The organism is Nocardioides pinisoli (assembly GCF_024199985.1).
GTDB lineage: Bacteria > Actinomycetota > Actinomycetes > Propionibacteriales > Nocardioidaceae > Nocardioides > Nocardioides pinisoli.
This window is the reverse complement of sequence record NZ_JANARS010000006.1, coordinates 384,752-401,582: the sequence shown is the minus strand read 5'-3', so window position 1 is coordinate 401,582 and position 16,831 is coordinate 384,752. Positions and strand designations below refer to the sequence as shown.

Annotated in this window: 15 protein-coding genes; 7 read left to right on the top strand and 8 right to left on the bottom strand. The window is 71.9% G+C overall.

Going from position 1 to position 16,831, the window contains the following annotated elements:
* Positions 1 to 114: 114 nt before the first annotated feature.
* The 3 genes from NCI01_RS15970 to NCI01_RS15960 form a co-directional block, all read right to left on the bottom strand.
* On the bottom strand, positions 115 to 639 hold the full coding sequence (locus NCI01_RS15970) for a type 1 glutamine amidotransferase domain-containing protein (protein ID WP_254182491.1): 525 nt from the start codon (positions 637 to 639) through the stop codon (positions 115 to 117).
* A gap of 214 nt (positions 640 to 853) precedes the next feature.
* Positions 854 to 2,014 carry an acyl-CoA dehydrogenase family protein gene (locus NCI01_RS15965; protein WP_254182490.1) on the bottom strand — a complete coding sequence of 387 codons (1,161 nt, stop codon included), beginning with the start codon at positions 2,012 to 2,014 and terminating at the stop codon, positions 854 to 856.
* 42 nt (positions 2,015 to 2,056) lie between these two features.
* Positions 2,057 to 2,542, bottom strand: coding sequence for a DUF1707 SHOCT-like domain-containing protein (locus NCI01_RS15960; protein WP_254182489.1), 486 nt, complete (start codon positions 2,540 to 2,542; stop codon positions 2,057 to 2,059).
* Between the two features lie 74 nt (positions 2,543 to 2,616).
* On the opposite strand from NCI01_RS15960, the gene NCI01_RS15955 reads away from it, so the two are divergent.
* On the top strand, positions 2,617 to 3,978 hold the full coding sequence (locus NCI01_RS15955) for an MFS transporter (protein ID WP_254182488.1): 1,362 nt from the start codon (positions 2,617 to 2,619) through the stop codon (positions 3,976 to 3,978).
* A gap of 81 nt (positions 3,979 to 4,059) precedes the next feature.
* Positions 4,060 to 7,266 (top strand): reprolysin-like metallopeptidase, encoded by a 3,207-nt coding sequence (locus tag NCI01_RS15950; protein ID WP_254182487.1) that lies wholly within the window; start codon positions 4,060 to 4,062, stop codon positions 7,264 to 7,266.
* Between the two features lie 27 nt (positions 7,267 to 7,293).
* Here NCI01_RS15950 and NCI01_RS15945 read toward each other — a convergent pair whose 3' ends face one another.
* On the bottom strand, positions 7,294 to 7,947 hold the full coding sequence (locus tag NCI01_RS15945) for a hypothetical protein (protein WP_254182486.1): 654 nt from the start codon (positions 7,945 to 7,947) through the stop codon (positions 7,294 to 7,296).
* A 7-nt stretch (positions 7,948 to 7,954) separates the two neighbouring features.
* Entirely contained in the window at positions 7,955 to 9,847 is a 1,893-nt protein-coding gene (gene typA, locus NCI01_RS15940; protein WP_254182485.1) for a translational GTPase TypA, read from the bottom strand.
* 274 nt (positions 9,848 to 10,121) lie between these two features.
* On the opposite strand from typA, the gene NCI01_RS15935 reads away from it, so the two are divergent.
* The 3 genes from NCI01_RS15935 (at position 10,122) to NCI01_RS15925 (ending at position 13,745) form a co-directional block, all read left to right on the top strand.
* Positions 10,122 to 10,985: a hypothetical protein gene (locus NCI01_RS15935; RefSeq protein ID WP_254182484.1), complete on the top strand. Its 864-nt coding sequence runs from the start codon at positions 10,122 to 10,124 to the stop codon at positions 10,983 to 10,985.
* Between the two features lie 361 nt (positions 10,986 to 11,346).
* The gene (locus tag NCI01_RS15930) at positions 11,347 to 12,690 is read left to right on the top strand and encodes a protealysin inhibitor emfourin (protein ID WP_254182483.1); all 1,344 of its coding nucleotides are present in this window, start codon (positions 11,347 to 11,349) and stop codon (positions 12,688 to 12,690) included.
* A gap of 59 nt (positions 12,691 to 12,749) precedes the next feature.
* Positions 12,750 to 13,745 (top strand): DNA topoisomerase IB, encoded by a 996-nt coding sequence (locus NCI01_RS15925; RefSeq protein WP_254182482.1) that lies wholly within the window; start codon positions 12,750 to 12,752, stop codon positions 13,743 to 13,745.
* A gap of 104 nt (positions 13,746 to 13,849) precedes the next feature.
* Here the strand turns inward: NCI01_RS15925 and serC are convergent, their stop codons facing one another.
* The gene (serC, locus tag NCI01_RS15920; RefSeq protein ID WP_254182481.1) at positions 13,850 to 14,986 is read right to left on the bottom strand and encodes a phosphoserine transaminase; all 1,137 of its coding nucleotides are present in this window, start codon (positions 14,984 to 14,986) and stop codon (positions 13,850 to 13,852) included.
* A gap of 104 nt (positions 14,987 to 15,090) precedes the next feature.
* Between serC and NCI01_RS15915 the strand changes: the two genes are divergently transcribed.
* Complete coding sequence (locus tag NCI01_RS15915) at positions 15,091 to 15,585, top strand: GNAT family N-acetyltransferase (RefSeq protein WP_254182480.1); 495 nt, start codon at positions 15,091 to 15,093, stop codon at positions 15,583 to 15,585.
* An 11-nt stretch (positions 15,586 to 15,596) separates the two neighbouring features.
* On the opposite strand, the gene NCI01_RS15910 is transcribed toward NCI01_RS15915, so the two are convergent.
* Together NCI01_RS15910 and NCI01_RS15905 are read right to left on the bottom strand one after the other, a co-directional pair.
* A complete protein-coding gene (locus NCI01_RS15910) occupies positions 15,597 to 15,902 on the bottom strand; it encodes a transcriptional regulator (RefSeq protein ID WP_254182479.1) in 306 nt (101 codons plus the stop codon).
* On the bottom strand, positions 15,899 to 16,345 hold the full coding sequence (locus NCI01_RS15905) for a hypothetical protein (protein ID WP_254182478.1): 447 nt from the start codon (positions 16,343 to 16,345) through the stop codon (positions 15,899 to 15,901). Before NCI01_RS15905 ends, NCI01_RS15910 begins: the two co-directional genes overlap by 4 nt.
* Before the next feature lie 79 nt (positions 16,346 to 16,424).
* Between NCI01_RS15905 and NCI01_RS15900 the strand changes: the two genes are divergently transcribed.
* On the top strand, positions 16,425 to 16,790 hold the full coding sequence (locus NCI01_RS15900; protein ID WP_254182477.1) for a thiol-disulfide oxidoreductase DCC family protein: 366 nt from the start codon (positions 16,425 to 16,427) through the stop codon (positions 16,788 to 16,790).
* Positions 16,791 to 16,831 lie beyond the last annotated feature (41 nt).

Below are 16,831 nucleotides of genomic sequence, written 5' to 3'. Positions count from 1 at the left end.
ACAACGACACGCTGCGGCAGGGCAATGACACCACCAGGCCAAGACGAGGCGCCGCCAGCACACCCAGTGCCGGCGGCGCCTCACCCTGCACTCTTGACAACCGCGGACTACATATCAGCCGAGCGCGTCGAGCAGTGCCTTGTTGAAGGCGGGGATGTCGTCGGGGTTGCGGCTGGTGATGAGGTTGCCGTCGACGACGACCTCCTCGTCGACCCACTCGCCCCCGCCGTTGCGGATGTCGGTCTGCAGGCTGGGCCAGCTCGCGAGGCGCTTGCCCTTCACGCGGTCGGCCTCGACGAGGGTCCAGGGCGCGTGGCAGATCGCGGCGACGGGCTTGCCGGAGTCGAAGAAGTCGCGGATGAAGGAGACGGCCTCCTGATCCATCCGGAGCGCGTCGGGGTTGGCGACGCCGCCGGGCAGGACGAGGGCGTCGTAGTCGGCGACGGAGACGTCGGCCACGCGACGGTCGACGCGCTGGGTGGAGGACTTGTCGAGGTGCTGGAAGAGCTGCACCTCGCCCTCGTCGGCGGACAGGAGCTCGGCGGTGTGGCCGGCCTCGACTGCTGCCTGCCACGGCTGGGTGAGCTCGACCTCCTCGACGCCCTCGGATGCGGTCAGGAATGCGATGCGCTTGGACATGCCTTCACGGTTGCTCGGTGGTCCGGGGCGGACAACACACCGAAGGGTGAGGTGGGGCGAGGTGGCCGCGGGCGCGGGGCGTCGTACGGTCTGGGCGGGGTTTGCACCCGAGACTCACGCTTTGCGGCCAAGATCTCGGCCGATAAGTGTGGTGGTCCCCGGATATCCGGGGACCACCCCCGGCGGCCACTCCGCGGATCGGCTGCGGGCCCGCTCAGCCGATCGCGCCGGCGTTGTCCTTGGCGAGCGAGCGGGAGATGACCATCCGTTGGATCTGGTTGGTGCCCTCGAAGATCTGCATCACCTTCGCCTCGCGCATGTAGCGCTCGACGGGGAAGTCTCGGGTGTAGCCGTAGCCACCGAGCACCTGGACGGCGTCGGTGGTGACCTTCATGGCGTTGTCGGTGGCGACGAGCTTGGCGACCGACGCCTCGCGGGAGAACGGCAGCCCGGCGTCGCGCAGGCGCGCGGCGTTCAGCATCGTGGCGCGGGCCGAGACGATCGCGGCCTCCATGTCGGCGAGCACGAAGGCCAGGCCCTGGTGGTCGATGATCTTCGAGCCGAAGGTCTCGCGCTCGCGGGCGTACGCCACCGCCGAGTCGAGCGCACCCTGGGCGAGCCCGACGGCGACCGCGGCGATGCCGAGGCGACCGGAGTCGAGCCCGGCGAGCGCGATCCGCAGCCCCTCGCCCTCGGCGCCGAGGCGGCGCGAGGCGTCGACGCGGACGTCGTCGAAGCGCATGGTCGCGGTGGCCGAGCCGGTGAGGCCCATCTTGCGCTCCGGCGGGTCGGCGCTCAGGCCCTCGGCGGACGCCGGGACGAGGAAGCAGGAGATGCCGTTGCGGTCGTCGGAGGTGCGGGCCATCACCTTGTAGAAGTCGGCGTGGCCGCCGTGGGTCGTCCAGGCCTTGGCGCCGTTGAGGACGTAGGAGTCGCCGTCGCGGCGCGCGGTCGTACGCATCGCGGCGGGGTCGGAGCCGGCGTGCGGCTCGGAGAGGCAGTAGGCGCCCAGGAGATCGCCGCTGAGCATGTCGGGCAGCCACTCCGCACGCTGCTCGTCGGTGCCGAAGTAGGCCAGGCCGAAGCACGACAGCGCGTGGACCGACACCCCGACGCCGACGGACGACCACACGGCGCCGATCTCCTCGAGCACCTGGAGGTAGACCTCGTAGGGCTGGTCCCCGCCGCCGTGCTCCTCGGGGTAGGGCAGGGACAGCAGGCCGGCCTGCCCGAGCATCCGGAAGACGTCGCGCGGGAAGGTCTCGGTGGCCTCGGCCTCCGCCGACCGCGGGGCGAGCTCCTTGGTGCAGATCTCGCGCGTCAGGGCGAGCAGGTCGCGGGCCTCGTCGGTGGGCAGCTGGCGGCGGGCTGTCATGGGTCGCAGGCTACCGCCGCGGTAGTGGAACCGACCGATCGGTCAGGTGGTCGGGTGGGCCCAGCGGTAGAGCGCCAGGAGACCCGGGAGGAAGAGCACCAGCATCACGGTGCCCGCCACCCGGTCGCCGGCGTCGCTGCCGAAGACCAGCAGCATCGTGCCGAAGAAGACGAACGGGAACGTGACGAAGCCGACCAGCCAGAAGGCGACGCGGTGAGGCATGCGGCTCGGGCGGTCGGGAGTGGCCGCCCACAGCGCGGGGTGCCCCATGGCCCCGAGGCCGCGCACGACGCGGTTGAGGTCGCCGTGCGTGCGGGCGGCGAGGGCGGCCGTCGTGCGCTCGTTCAGCTCGGCGGCGGTCAGCCGGCCGTCGGCGAAGGCGCTGCCGAGCAGCTCGCAGACCCGCTCCCGCTCACTGTCGGAGGCCAGGCGGGCGTCCCGCGCGGCCTCGGCCCGCTCGCGCGCGGCGAAGATCCGCCGCACTGCCTCGTGCCCCGGGCTGGGCGCTGCTCCCTCAGGCACGCTCATGGCGGCAAGGCTAGGTCCGACGGCGCGGTCGCGCAGGGGAATGGGCCGGGAGGCTCGGAGGTTGTCGCCTGCTGATGGCTTCCATGTCCGCACGGTCCGCACGGTCCGCGCCTCCCGAGACGACCGACGACTCCCGACGGGTGTCGATGCTGCTCGGTCTGCTCTTCGGCCTGGCAGGCATGGGCTCCTCGAGCGCCGCCGTCGCGCTGGCGCTGCTCGCCGAGGACCTCGGGGTGAGCGCCGGCCTCGCCGCGTGGGCGATCAGCCTCTACGTCCTGATGCTGGCGGTCACGACCGCGCTCTACGGCCGGATCTCCGACCTCGTCGGCGTCCGCGCGCCGCTGCTCGCCGGGCTCGTTCTGATGTCGGTCGGGGCGCTCGTGGCGGCCCTGGCGCCGACGTTCGAGGTGCTGCTGGGCGCCCGCATGCTGCAGGGCGCCGGCGCCGCCGCCGTACCGACCCTGGGCGTCACCATCCTGTCCGCCAAGTACTCCGGGGAGGTCCGCGGCCTCGCCTTCGGCCGCCTCGCCGGCGTGGCGGCCGCGGTGAGCTGCCTCGGCCCGCTGATCGGCGGCCTCGTCGAGGCGGCGTGGGGCTGGCGCGCCGTCATGGCACTCCCCATCCTCGGCGCCCTCGTCGTGCCGCTGCTCTGGCGCGCGCTCCCCACCGGCGGCAGCGGCGCCCGCCTCGACGTCGTCGGCGCGATCGTGGTGGCGCTGACCGCCGCGGGCATGGTGCTCCTCGTCCAGTCCCCGTCGGCGGGGCTGCTGGTGGCCGCGATCGGCGCGACGCTGCTCGTGCTCGGCGTGCCGGCGGTGCGCGCGAGCGTACGACGTCGCCCCGACGGCTTCCTGCCCGTCGAGGTGATCCGCAACGCGACCGTCGTGCGCAGCGCCGTCGCCGCCTCGGCGGTCCCGGCTGCGTGGTTCGCCATGCTGATCGCGCTGCCCGCGGTGCTGCTCGGCGAGGGCTGGCAGGCGTGGCAGGTCGGCCTGGCCATGGTGCCGAGCGCCGCGGTGGCGCTGCTGGTGCCCCGGGTCGCCGGGCCGATGCTGACCCGGCTCGGCCCGGGCCGGTCGCTGGCCGTCGCCGGCCTCGTCGCGTCGGCGGCCCTGCTGGTCTCCACCGTCGGCGCCCTCTGGTCGAGCGCGACCGTGCTGGTGGCCGGCATCATCCTCGTCACCTTCGCCTTCGGCCTCGGCCAGCCGGCCCTCAGTGCGGTCGTCGGCGACGCGGTCCACGAGGACGTCCGCGGCGTGGCGATGGGTGTCTCGACGCTGCTCTTCCTCATCGGCGGCAGCGTCGGCTCGGCGATCGTCGCCGGCATCAGTGGGCCGCTGGGCATGCCCGCCGCGCTGCTCGTCCTCGCCGTGCTCCCGCTGCTGGGTCTCGTCGTGCTGGCGCCGACGCTGCGCACCGCCCCGGTCGTGGACTGACGCACCAATCGCTACCAAAGAGGTATGGCGCCTGTGGGTGGGCCTACCTAGGCTGCGGGTTCCGTCTCAGAAGGAGCTCGCGTGTCGTTGTCCCGCCCTCGCAGTCTTGCCGCCGGTCTGGCCCTGGTCCTCGGAGCGGGGGCGCTGAGCTCGATCGCTCCGGTCGCCGCCGCCCCTGACGACCAGGCGTTCGCCCCCCTCCGCGGATTCGAGCCGTCCGGCTCGAAGGTCCGCGTGGAGCCCAAGGACTACGCCGCCTCCCGCGTCGACCTCGCCGCCCTGCGCGACGAGCTGCCGGCGGCCGGCGCCTCCGCCGTCGTCGAGGTGCCCGCACCTGACGGCCGCCTCCAGGCGTTCCGGGTCGAGCGGACCCAGACGATGGAGTCCGAGCTCGCCGCCGCTCACCCGGAGATCGCGACGTGGTCGGGCCGGAGCGTGGACGACCCGCGGGTCTCCATCGCCCTCGACATCACTCCGATGGGCTTCCACGCCTTCGTCCGTGAGCCCGGTGCCCAAGCCGACTGGTACGTGGACCCGGCCTACAACCGCCGCGGCACCACCGCCCACCTGAGCTACCGCTCGTCCGACCTGCCGGCGCCGGAGAAGCGCCGCGTCGAGGGCGAGGTCAGCGCCCTGCGCGAGACCGTGACCGAGGCCAAGCAGGCCGGCCGCGTCGCCAACACCGCCGTGAACCGCCGCTACTACCGCCTGGCGCTGACGTCCGACCCGTCCTACGCCGCGGCGTTCGGCACGGACAACGTGCTGGCCGAGAAGGTCACCCTGATCAACCGGGTCAACGAGGTCTACAACGACGACCTCGGTGTGGAGCTGCGCCTGGTCAACGAGACCGACAAGCTCAACCTCGACACCTACGCCGAGGCCACCGGACCCGACGGGCCGTGCGGCAGCGCCCCGTGCTTCGAGCCGTTCGACGACGGCGGAACCCCGGACGACGACAGCGACGACATCTACGGCGACATCAGCTACTGCGACGTGTCGACCCTCGGCAAGAACCGCACCGTGCTGGGCCAGCTGATCGGCGCGTCCAACTACGACGTCGGCCACATCGCCCTCGGCGTCGACGGCGGCGGCATCGCCTACCTCGGCGTCATCGGTGGCGACTACAAGGGCGGCGGCTGCACCGGTCTGCCCCAGCCCACCGGTGACTTCTTCGCCATCGACTACGTGGCCCACGAGATCGGCCACCAGTTCGGCGGCAACCACACCTTCAATGGAGCCCTGGGTGCCTGCGGCGGCAACATCTCCGACGCTTCGGTCGAGCCGGGCTCGGGCTCCTCGGTGATGGCCTACGCCGGCATCTGCGGTCAGGACAACCTCCAGCCGCACACCGACCCCTACTTCTCGTTCCTCACGGTGGACGAGGCCTACGCGACGATGGACCAGGCGCCCTACGGCAACGTCGAGGTGCAGACCGTGTCACTGCGTGGTTTCGGCGACGCGGGCGACTCCTTCACGCTCGAGCTCGACGGCGCGACCACCGACCCGATCGTGTTCGGCACCAACTACACCGCGGCCGGCATCAAGGCGGCGATCGAGGAGGTCGTCGACCAGCCGGTGTCGATCGCCCAGTGGGGCTACGACCAGTACAACTCCTACGAGGTCAACTACGTCCCGCCCGTCGAGCCCGACGAGACCGGGTTCCAGGTCATCTTCAACGACGAGGCGAGCATCGAGGCCGACGGCTACGAGGTCCCCGACCTGCTGGCCGTGACCAACGCGTCGGCCGGCGTCTCGGGCTTCGCCGGCGAGACCGCCCGTGGTGGCTCCTCGCAGGCCCAGGGCTTCCCCCTGGACAGCGACAACACCAACCCGGCCGTCGAGGCCCCGGCTGACAAGACGCTGCCGATCCGCACCCCGTTCGCCCTCACCGCCGCGTCCGCCTCCGATGCCGACGGCGACGCCCTCGTCTACCTCTGGGAGCAGACCGACCGGGGCGAGGGGACCCGGCTGTCCGACAACACCAAGGTCTACGGCCCGCTCTTCCGGGTCTTCGGCGACGACGCCGTCGTCTCCTACGAGGACTCCCTCAAGAGCCCGTCCCCGGGCATCAACCTCGCCGACGGCAGCCCCACCCGGGTCTTCCCCGACATGACGCAGATCCTGAAGGGCAACACCAACGCCGCGACCGGTGACTGCCCCGCGCCCACGGCGCCTGATGGGACGCCGCTCCCGGTGAACAGGCAGCTGCCCGACACCCTGCTGGACTGCTACTCGGAGTTCCTGCCCGACGCCGACTACCTGGGCAGCTTCGGCGCCGACGACCGGAGGATGAACTTCCGGGTCACGGCCCGCGACCTCGCCGTCCGCGGCGGCGGCCTCGCCTTCGACGACGTCGCCCTGACGGTGGACCCGAGCGCCGGTCCCTTCCTGGTCACCTCGCAGACCACTGCGGGTGCGACCGTGGCGGGCGGCTCGTCCGTCCCGGTCACGTGGGACGTCAAGGGCACCGACCGGCTCGCGAAGGACGTCAAGATCTCGCTGTCCACCGACGGCGGCGCGAGCTTCGGCACCGTGCTCGCCGCGAGCACGCCCAACGACGGCTCGCAGACCCTGGCGATGCCCAACGTCGACGCGAACGCCGTACGGATCAAGATCGAGGCGGTGGACAACTACTTCTTCGACGTCAACGACGCCCCGTTCGTGCTGAAGGCGACGCCCGCGCCGGAGACGACGATCACCTCCGGGCCCGCCAACGGCTCGATCGTGCTCGCGCGCAAGCAGCAGTTCACCTACGCCTCGTCGGTCTCGCCGGCGACGTACGTGTGCACGGTCGACGAGGAGACGGTGCCGTGCGGCGCCACCGGACTGGAGCAGCGCTTCCGTGCGGGCACGCACGTCTTCACCGTCGCCGCGGTCAACGCCGCCGGTGTCGTCGACGCGACCCCGGCCACGGCGACGTTCACGGTGCCGCGTGACGAGAGCACCTTCGCCAGGAAGGGCACGTGGAACCGCAAGAAGGACAAGCGGGCCCTGTTCGGCGACTACATCACCTCGCGGCGCAAGGGCTCCGAGCTCGTCACCCGCGTGCCGGCCACCGAGCGCATCGTGCTCGTCATCGGCAAGGTGAAGAACGGCGGCAAGGCACGCGTCTTCCTCGGCAAGCGCAAGCTCGGTGTCGTGAAGTTCGCCGGCAAGCGGTCGTTCAGCAAGCTGCGGACGTTCGAGCTGCCGCGTGCCCGCAAGGGCAAGCTGCGTCTCGTCGTGACGAAGAACAAGCCCGTGCGGATCGAGGGCGTCGCCGTCGTGACCGAGGCGCCGACCGACTGACCGCAGCGCCTCCGGGCAGACGCCGGGTCAGCCCTGTGCCGAGCGAGACCGCTCGGCCAGGGCGACCGCGGCGTGCTGCACGACGGGCCGCTCCTCGGGGTCGCGTGCGGCCTCGTGGGGCACCGCGCCACCCAGCAGGGCGGCCGGCGTGGTGAGCCAGATCCACGCCCGCCAGGGGTCGCCCCCGGCGGCCAGGAGCGGCTCGAGCACCGCCAGCAGCTCCTCGCGCACCTCGCCGGCGTCGTCGAGCTGGAATCGGGGGACCAGGGTGCCGCCCTCGTGCTGGACGAGGAGCACCGTACGGCGCTGCGCGGCCTTGTGCAGCGCGAAGCGGGCGGCGTTCTCCGAGGTCCCTCGCAGCCGGGCGACGCCGGCGTAGTCGAGCCAGCCGCCGTCGAGCAGCGACTGCCGCACCTCGGCGTCACGCCGCAGCCGCACCAGCTCCACGGGCACGCCGTGCGCCGGGTCGTCGCCCACCGCTCGCAGCGCCCGGTCGAGCTCGGCGAGCCGCTCGGCGTCGAGCTCCTCGCCGGTCGCCGGGTCGCGCCACCGTACGACGTCGCCGTCGCGGTCGTAGGTCGGCAGCCCGGCCGCTGTCAGCTGGCCGCTCAGGCCGAGGCGCTCGAGCCAGCCCGCCAGCTCGGCTGCGAGCGCGGGTCGGACGTCGGGCACCTCGGCCACGAGGCGGCTACTTGTTGGCCTTGCGCGCCCGCGAGGCGGTCTTGGCGCGGGCGTTGGCGTCGAGCACGAGCTTGCGGATGCGCACCATCTCGGGCGTGACCTCGACGCACTCGTCCTCGCGGCAGAACTCCAGGCACTGCTCGAGCGAGAGCCGCTTCGGCGGGATCAGCTTCTCGAAGTTGTCGGAGGTGGCGGACCGGATGTTGGTCTGCTGCTTCTCCTTGGTGATGTTGACGTCCATGTCGTCGGCGCGGGAGTTCTCGCCGACGATCATGCCCTCGTAGACCTCGGTCGCGGGCTCGACGAAGAGCACGCCGCGCTCCTGCAGCGACGTCATGGCGTAGGCCGTCGCCGCGCCGGCGCGGTCGGCCACCAGCGAGCCGTTGTTGCGCGAGCGGATCTCGCCGGCCCACGGGAAGTAGCCCTCGGAGATGTGGTGGGCGATGCCGGTGCCACGCGTCTCGGTGAGGAAGTCGGTGCGGAAGCCGATGAGGCCCCGCGCCGGGACGACGAACTCCATGCGGACCCAGCCGGTGCCGTGGTTGGTCATGCCCTCCATGCGGCCCTTGCGGACGGCGAGGAGCTCGGTGATCGTGCCGAGGTACTCCTCGGGGGCGTCGATGGTGAGGCGCTCGAACGGCTCGTGCAGCTTGCCGTCGATCTCGCGGGTGACCACCTGCGGCTTGCCGACGGTGAGCTCGAAGCCCTCGCGGCGCATCTGCTCGACGAGGATCGCCAGCGCGAGCTCGCCGCGGCCCTGGACCTCCCAGGCGTCGGGACGCTCGGTCGGGAGGATGCGCAGCGACACGTTGCCGATGAGCTCGGCGTCGAGGCGGTCCTTGACGAGGCGGGCGGTGACCTTCGAGCCCTTGACCTTGCCGACCAGCGGCGAGGTGTTGGTGCCGATGGTCATGGAGATCGCCGGCTCGTCGACGTGGATCAGCGGCAGGGCGATCGGGTTGTCGGCGTCGGCCAGGGTCTCGCCGATGGTGATCTCCGGGATGCCGGCGATCGCGACGATGTCGCCGGGGCCGGCGGACTCGCCCGGCTTGCGCTCGAGGCCCTCGGTGACGAGGAGCTCGGTGATGCGGACGTTCTTCACCTCGCCGTCACGACGCATCCACGCGACCGTCTGGCCCTTCTTGAGCGTGCCCTGGTGGACGCGCAGCAGTGCCAGCCGGCCGAGGAACGGCGAGGAGTCGAGGTTGGTGACGTGGGCCTGCAGCGGCGCCTCGTCGTCGTACTCCGGGGCGGGGATGGTCTCGAGGATCGTCTTGAAGAGCGGCTCGAGGTCGGTGCCCTCGGGCATGGAGCCGTTCTCGGGCTGCTCGAGCGAAGCGATGCCGGCCTTGCCCGAGGCGTAGACGACGGGGAAGTCGAGCGCGTCCTGGCTGTGCGAGTCGTCGAGCAGGTCCATGAAGAGCTCGTAGGACTCGTCGACGACCTCGCTGATGCGGGCGTCGCTGCGGTCGGTCTTGTTGACGACCAGGATCACCGGCATGTCGGCGTTGAGGGCCTTGCGCAGCACGAAGCGGGTCTGCGGGAGCGGGCCCTCGGACGCGTCGACGAGGAGCACGATGCCGTCGACCATCGACAGGCCGCGCTCGACCTCGCCGCCGAAGTCGGCGTGGCCGGGGGTGTCGATGATGTTGATGACCATCGGCTGGCCGCCGCCGGCCGGGCCGGCGTAGTGGACGGCGGTGTTCTTCGCGAGGATGGTGATGCCCTTCTCGCGCTCGAGGTCGCCGGAGTCCATGACGCGGTCGGCGACGCTCTCGGCCTGGTGCGCGGTGAACGCGCCTGCCTGGCGGAGCATCGCGTCGACCAGCGTGGTCTTGCCGTGGTCGACGTGGGCGACGATCGCGACGTTGCGCAGGTCGGAGCGGGACTGGGTGGGCATGCAGGGGCCTTCCGGGCGGAGATCGTGAGGCGACCGGCGGCTGCGGGGCCGCGCGCACGACGGCGTGGATCGCCCGACAAGGCTACCGGCGGTGAGCGTGACGACCTCAATCGGTGACGCGCGGTGACCTGCTCGCGCACGGCACCTCCACGGGCCGGTAAAACCGATCGGCCCTCCAACCACCGCGACCTAGCGTCCTGCTCACAGACCGGGAGCGACGTGTGGGGATACGCCGCTCCCGGTGACGCGCCTGTCATCCGGGAGGGATGAATCCATGACCACCACGCCCGTGGGGCCTGCCACACCCACCTCGTACGTCCCGAGCCGGCGCACCGTGCTCCGCGCCGCCGCCTGGACCGCGCCCGCGGTCTCGGTCGCCGTGGCGGTCCCGGCGTACGCCGCTGCCTCAGGGCCGGTGGCGTGCGCCGATGCCAGCTACGAGATCCGGTGGGCGTCGCACTACAACGCCCAGACGCGAACGGCGACCGCTCGCCTCGTGAGTGCCGCAGGGCAGGGGACGATGGGCAACGCGCCCCTCACGATGTTCGTGTCGAGCCGCTTTGTCGGCGACATGGCCGCAGGAAGTACCGGCGGCTACGCCAACCTGGCACTGTCGCCGGGCAACGTGGGTGGTACGGGCCGCCGCGGCTTGACGATCATGCAGCGGGCAACCGTCGAGGAGTTCTCGACCCCGCGGAACGCCCACCGGCAGGAGATCACCCTGACCTTCAACCGACCGGTCCGCGACCTCCGGTTCCAGCTCAGCGACATCGACGCCAACGAAGAGGAGTCGCGCTGGGAGCGTTACCGCGAGGGGCGGGAGTGGAAGTGGCGAGAGATCAAGCGCGGTCAGTACCAGGACCGCGTGTCGCTCAGCGGCGGTCCGGCGGGAACCAAGGCCGGCATGGTCGCCGGCTCCGGAACGTCGGTGGACCCCTGGCGCAGCACCAGCACCGACGTCGAGCACGACCCGGTCTCCGGCTCCAGTGGCAACGTGACCGTCAGCTATGCCGGCAAGCCCGCGAGCATGGCGTACGTCCTGACCTACTGGAACGACCAGCCCGGTGAGCTGACCGCGAACGGCCTGCAGGGGATCTTCCTCACTGACCTCACCTTCACCGCGTCGTCCTGCGCCTGACCGACAAGCTGTCATCTGCCGCCACCCCTGTGGGCGCCAGGTCGGAGGTGGCGGCACATCGTTCGTGAAGGCGGGTACGGGTTGTGATGTGCCGCCACCTCTGAGGGCGCCGAGTCGGTGGTGGCGGCACATCGTTCGTGAAGGCGGGTACGGGTTGTGATGTGCCGCCACCCCTGAGGGCGCCGAGTCGGTGGTGGCGGCACATCGTTCGTGAAGGCGGGTACGGGTTGTGATGTGCCCGCCACCCCTGAGGGCGCCGAGTCGGTGGTGGCGGCACATCGCAAGGGACGTCGGGCACGCTCTGTCATCTGCCGCCACCTCGGCACTGGTCGCTGTCGGTGCTGCGGAGTAGACAGGTGGCATGACGACATCTCGGGGACCCCGTTGCACCTTCATCCCGCCGTGGCTCGCGGAGCGGGTGGACGGGCCCGAGCAAGCGGCGAGCGACGACGACCTGCGTCGCGAGCGTGCCGCCCGGGCGCGCGCCCTGCGCACGGCGGAGACGCCCGGTGTGGTCGCGGGGCCCGCCTGGACCGTGCACGACGCGGGGTCGAGCACCACCCTGCCCGGCACGCCCGCCCGGAGGGCGGGGGAGCCCGCGACCGGTGACGTCGCGGTGGACGAGGCCGCCGCCGGCATCGAGGCGACCCTCGAGATGTTCCTGGAGGACCTCTCCCGTGACTCCCACGACGGTGCCGGGGCGCCGGTCAGCCTGACCGTCCACTACGGCTCGCGTTACAACAACGCCTTCTGGGACGGCACCCAGCTAGTCTTCGGCGACGGCGACGGCCGGGTGTTCGAGCGGTTCACCAAGCCCGTCGACGTCCTGGCCCACGAGTTCTCCCACGCCGTCATCGAGCACACCGCCGACCTCACCTACCAGGGCCAGTCCGGCGCGCTCAACGAGTCGGTCGCCGACGTGTTCGCGTCGTGCCTCAAGCAGCGCCTCCTCGGCCAGGACGCCGGCGAGGGCGACTGGCTCATCGGCCAGGGGATCTTCAAGCCGTCCGTCCAGGCCCGCGCGCTGCGCGACATGGCGGCCCCCGGCACCGCCTACGACGACCCAGCGGTGGGCGCCGACCCCCAGGTCGGCCACATGGACGACTACGTCGACACCACCTCCGACAACGGCGGCGTCCACCTCAACTCCGGCATCCCCAACAAGGCGTTCCAGCTCGCGGCGGTGGCGATCGGTGGCACGTCGATCGCGGGTGCCGGCCGGATCTGGTACGACGCCCTCGTGGGCGGCGACGTGCCCTCGGACGCGACCTTCACCACCTTCGCGGCGGCGACCGTCGCGGCTGCCGGCGAGCACGCCGACGCCGTGCGGCAGGCGTGGGCGCAGGTCGGGGTCGACGCAGAGGTCGACGCCGGCACGGCCGACGACGCCGCCCCGCAGCCGCCCCAGCCGCCGGCGGGCGGTCGCCTGCGCGTCGAGCGCAGCGGCGGCTTCGCCGGGCGCACCGAGACGGCCGAGGTCGACCTCGGCCGGGCCGACGACCCCGATCTCGGGCAGCTGGTGTCGGAGGCCGTGCTCGCCTCCGCGACCACCGACGCGCCGCCGCGACCGGACATGTTCGTCTACACGTTCATCGTCGACGACCTCGAGCCGGTGCGCGTGCCCGAGCACCTGATGACGGCCAGCCAGGCCGAGCTGGCGCAGCGGATCCTGAGCTCCGGACCCACCTCGGGCGGGCCGGCCTGAGCCCGGCGGACCTCCCTCGGGGTGTCGGCGGACGCGGGGGCGTTCGCTAGGTTCACCGCATGCCGCGACTGAGGCGCACCTTCCCCGACCAGCCCGGCTGGACCCGCCGCCGGGCCGGCAAGGGCTTCGCCTACCTCGACGAGCAGGGCAACCGCCTCGACCCCGACCAGGTGCAGCGCTGCAAGGACCTCGTCATCCCTCCGGCGTGGACGGACGTGTGGATCACGCCCCACGCCAACGGGCACCTGCAGGCCGTCGGCACCGACGACGCCGGCCGTCGGCAGTACCTCTACCACCCGCACTGGCGCACCAGCCGCGACGCCGCGAAGTTCGACCGGATCCTCGACTTCGGCAAGGCGCTGTCGAAGGCTCGGGAGCGCGTGCTGGCCGACATCGGCGCCGAGGGCATGTCGCAGGAGCGCGCGTGCGCGGTCGCCGTACGTCTGCTCGACCTCGGCTACTTCCGCATCGGCAACGACGTCTACACCGACACCAACGGGTCCTTCGGCCTCACCACGATGCTCAAGGAGCACGTCTCGCGCCACCAGGGCGGGCTGCGGTTCTGCTTCGTCGGCAAGTCGGGCGTCGACCACTGCATCGACATCGACGACCCGGCCGCGATCGGCGCCCTCGACGTGATGCGTCGCCGCCGGGCCGGCAGCGACCGGCTGCTCGCCTGGAAGGACGGCCGCACCTGGCGCGACCTGTCCTCCGCCGAGGTCAACGACTACATCCGCGGGTGCTTCGGCATCGAGGCGACGGCCAAGGACTTCCGCACCTGGCACGCCACGGTGATCGCCGCGTCGGCGCTCGCGGAGACCGACGAGCCGGGGAAGACGAAGGCCTCGCGCAAGCGCGCGGTCTCGGCCGCCATGAAGGAGGTCTCGGAGTTCCTCGGCAACACCCCGACCCTGGCGCGCACGTCCTACGTCGACCCGCGCGTCGTCGAGGCCTACGAGCGGGGCCGCACGATCAAGGTCCGCGGCTCCTACGACACCGACGACGCGCGGCAGGCCGCGCTCGAGCGCGCCGTGCTCAAGCTGCTGGCGGCCTGACCGGGCACTTCCTCGCGCTGAGGTGCGCCGACCGGGCACTTCCTCGCGCTGAGGTGCGCCGACCGGGCACTTCCTCGCGCTGAGGTGTGCCCGGTCGGCGGCACTCACAGGTTGTCGACCACGTAGTCGATCGCCGTGGTGAGCTTCTCCACGTCCGACGGGTCGATCGCGGGGTACATCGCGATGCGCAGCTGGTTGCGGCCGAGCTTGCGGTAGGGCTCGGTGTCGACGATGCCGTTGGCCCGCAGGGTCGCGGCGATCGCGGCGGCGTCGATGGAGTCGTCGAAGTCGATCGTGCCGATCACGAGCGACCGGTCGGCCGGCTCGGCGACGTACGGCGTGGTGTAGGAGGTGCGCTCCGCCCAGCCGTAGAGCGCGTCCGACGACGCCGTGGTCCGCTCGACCATGCCCTTCAGTCCGCCCTGGCTGTTCATCCAGTCGAGCTGCTCGGCCATCAGGAAGAGCGTGGCCACCGACGGGGTGTTGTAGGTCTGGTTCTTCGAGGAGTTGTCGATCGCGGTCGGCAGGTCGAAGAAGGGCGGGATGTAGCGGTCGCTCGCCGCGATCTCCTCGGCGCGCGCCAGCGCCCGGGGCGACATGAGGGCGATCCAGAGGCCGCCGTCGGAGGCGAAGCACTTCTGCGGCGCGAAGTAGTAGGTGTCGACCTGGTCGAGGTCGACGGGCAGGCCGCCGGCGCCGGAGGTGGCGTCGACCAGCACCAGCGCGTCGTCGGCCACACCCGCGGGGCGCAGCACCGGGGCCATGACCGCGGTCGACGTCTCGTTGTGCGCCCACGCGTAGGCGTCGACGCCCTCCTCGGCGACGGCGTCGGGCCGCGAGCCCGGCTCGCTGGCGATGACCGACGGGTCCGCGAGCCACGGCGCCTTCTTGGCCGAGGTGGCGAACTTGGAGGAGAACTCACCGAACGACAGGTGCTGGCTCTTCTCCCGGATCAGGCCGAAGCACGCGATGTCCCAGAACGCGGTCGCGCCGCCGTTGCCCAGCACGACCTCGTAGCCCTCGGGCAGGTCGAAGAGCGCCGCGAGGCCCTCGCGGACCCGGCCGACGGTCTTCTTCACGGGAGCCTGGCGGTGCGAGGTGCCCATCAGCGTCGACCCGGTCGCGGCGAGCGCGTCGAGGTGGCTGGTCTGGATCTTCGACGGACCCGCGCCGAAGCGGCCGTCGGCGGGAAGGAGATCAGCGGGGATCTTCAGCGTGTGGTGGGTCTGGGCGTCGGTCATCGAATGGCCTCACGTGGGATGCGGAACGGCGGTCCTGACGACGCTGTCAGAGGGTCCTATCCTGTCACCTGCTCGACCTCATCTCACATCGGGGGATTCCACGCGTGACTCACAGTCCGTCCGTCACCGCGCTGCGCATCGAGCGGCTGGCGATCACGCACCCGGACGCCCAGCTGCTGGTCGAGGCCGTGCAGGAGGAGTACGTCGCCCGCTACGGCGGCCGTGACGAGTCGCCGGTCGACCCGCACGACTTCGAGGACCCGCTCGGGCAGTTCTTCGTCGGCTACCTCGACGACGCCCCGGTCGCGACGGGCGCCTGGCGGCGGTCGTCGGTGACGGCGCTGGGCGCGGAGGTCACGGCCGAGGTCAAGCGGATGTACGTCGTGCCCGCGGCGCAGCGTCGCGGCCTGGCCCGCCGCATGCTGGCCCACCTCGAGGCCACGGCCGCGACCGCCGGGATCGAGGCGCTCGTCCTGGAGACCGGGATGAAGCAGCCCGAGGCGATCGAGCTCTACCTGTCCTCGGGCTACGAGCCGATCCCCGGCTTCGGCTACTACTGCGGCTCCGAGCTCAGCCGCTGCTTCGCCCGCCGGATCTGATCCCCGCGACGTCAGCCCAACAGGAGCCGGAGCGCCTCCCGGTGCCGTCGGTAGGCCTCCATGCCGGCGGCGGTGGCCCGGTAGGACGTCGACCCGCCTCGGCCGCGACCGGACTTGCTGACGGTCAGGTAGCCGGCCGCGTCCAGCGCGGCCGCCTGCTTGGACAGGTCCGAGTCGCTCACCGCGAGGTGCTCGCGCAGGAAGCCGAACTCGGCGGACTGCGATCCCGCCAGGACGGCCATGATGGCCAGCCGCTTGGGGGCGTTGAGGAGGGGGTCGAGCCCGGCGAGCGCCGACCCGTCGGCCGGCGCGCTCATGCGAGCCGCCGGCGGACCTGCTCCGCGTCGGCGGAGTAGAGGCGGCCGTAGACCTCCGCCGCGACGACGGTCGCCACCGCCGTCGCGGCGGCGGCGAGCCACGTCCCGGCCGTGACGTGGACGACGAAGGCGAGGAGCGCGACCGCCGGGGACAGGACGACCAGCGCCCACGTCGAGCGCCTGAGCTCCCGCGGCATCCGGCCCTGCGGATAGACCTCACGACGCTGCCGGTCCCGGGCGACGTATGCCAGCGGTGCGGCGATGAGCGCGAGCGCCGCGAGGCTGCGCGCGGCACCGTCCAGCGCAGTCGACAGCACGAACATCCCTGCCCAGACCCCGAAGACGAGCGGTTGCCATCGGCGGCGTCGGGCGAAGTGCAGCCAGCTCGCCGCCTCGCCGCGCTCGATCTCGCGGAACAGTCGGCGGGCCTCTGCGCTTTCCATGACGGAAACCTTATCCGGAAGGTTTCCGTAGTGGCAAGTGCTCCCGGGGCCGGTGGGGCGCGCCGGTACCCTCGACGGCATGGATCGCGGACTCATGCTCAACGACGCCGACTGCGGCTTCTGCATGCGCACCGCCCGTCTCGTGCCCCGGCTCGGGGTCGACATCGACAGCTCGACGGTCCAGGCCGCCGACCTCGACGCGCTCGGAGTCGACCCGGTGCGCGCGGTCGTCGAGATGCCGTACGTCCACCCCGACGGCCGGGTGGACTACGGCCACCGGGCCTTCGCCTCGATCCTGCGCACCGGGCCCCTGCCGTGGCGGCTCGTCGGGCGGCTGATCGAGTCCCGTCCGGTGGATCCGGTCGCCCGGCGCACCTACGCCTGGGTGGCCGCCAACCGGCACCGTCTGCCCGGCGGGACGCCGTCGTGCGAACTACAGCATTGATGTTCTGACGATCCCCTGACGGTTGCTCGTGGGGCCGCTTA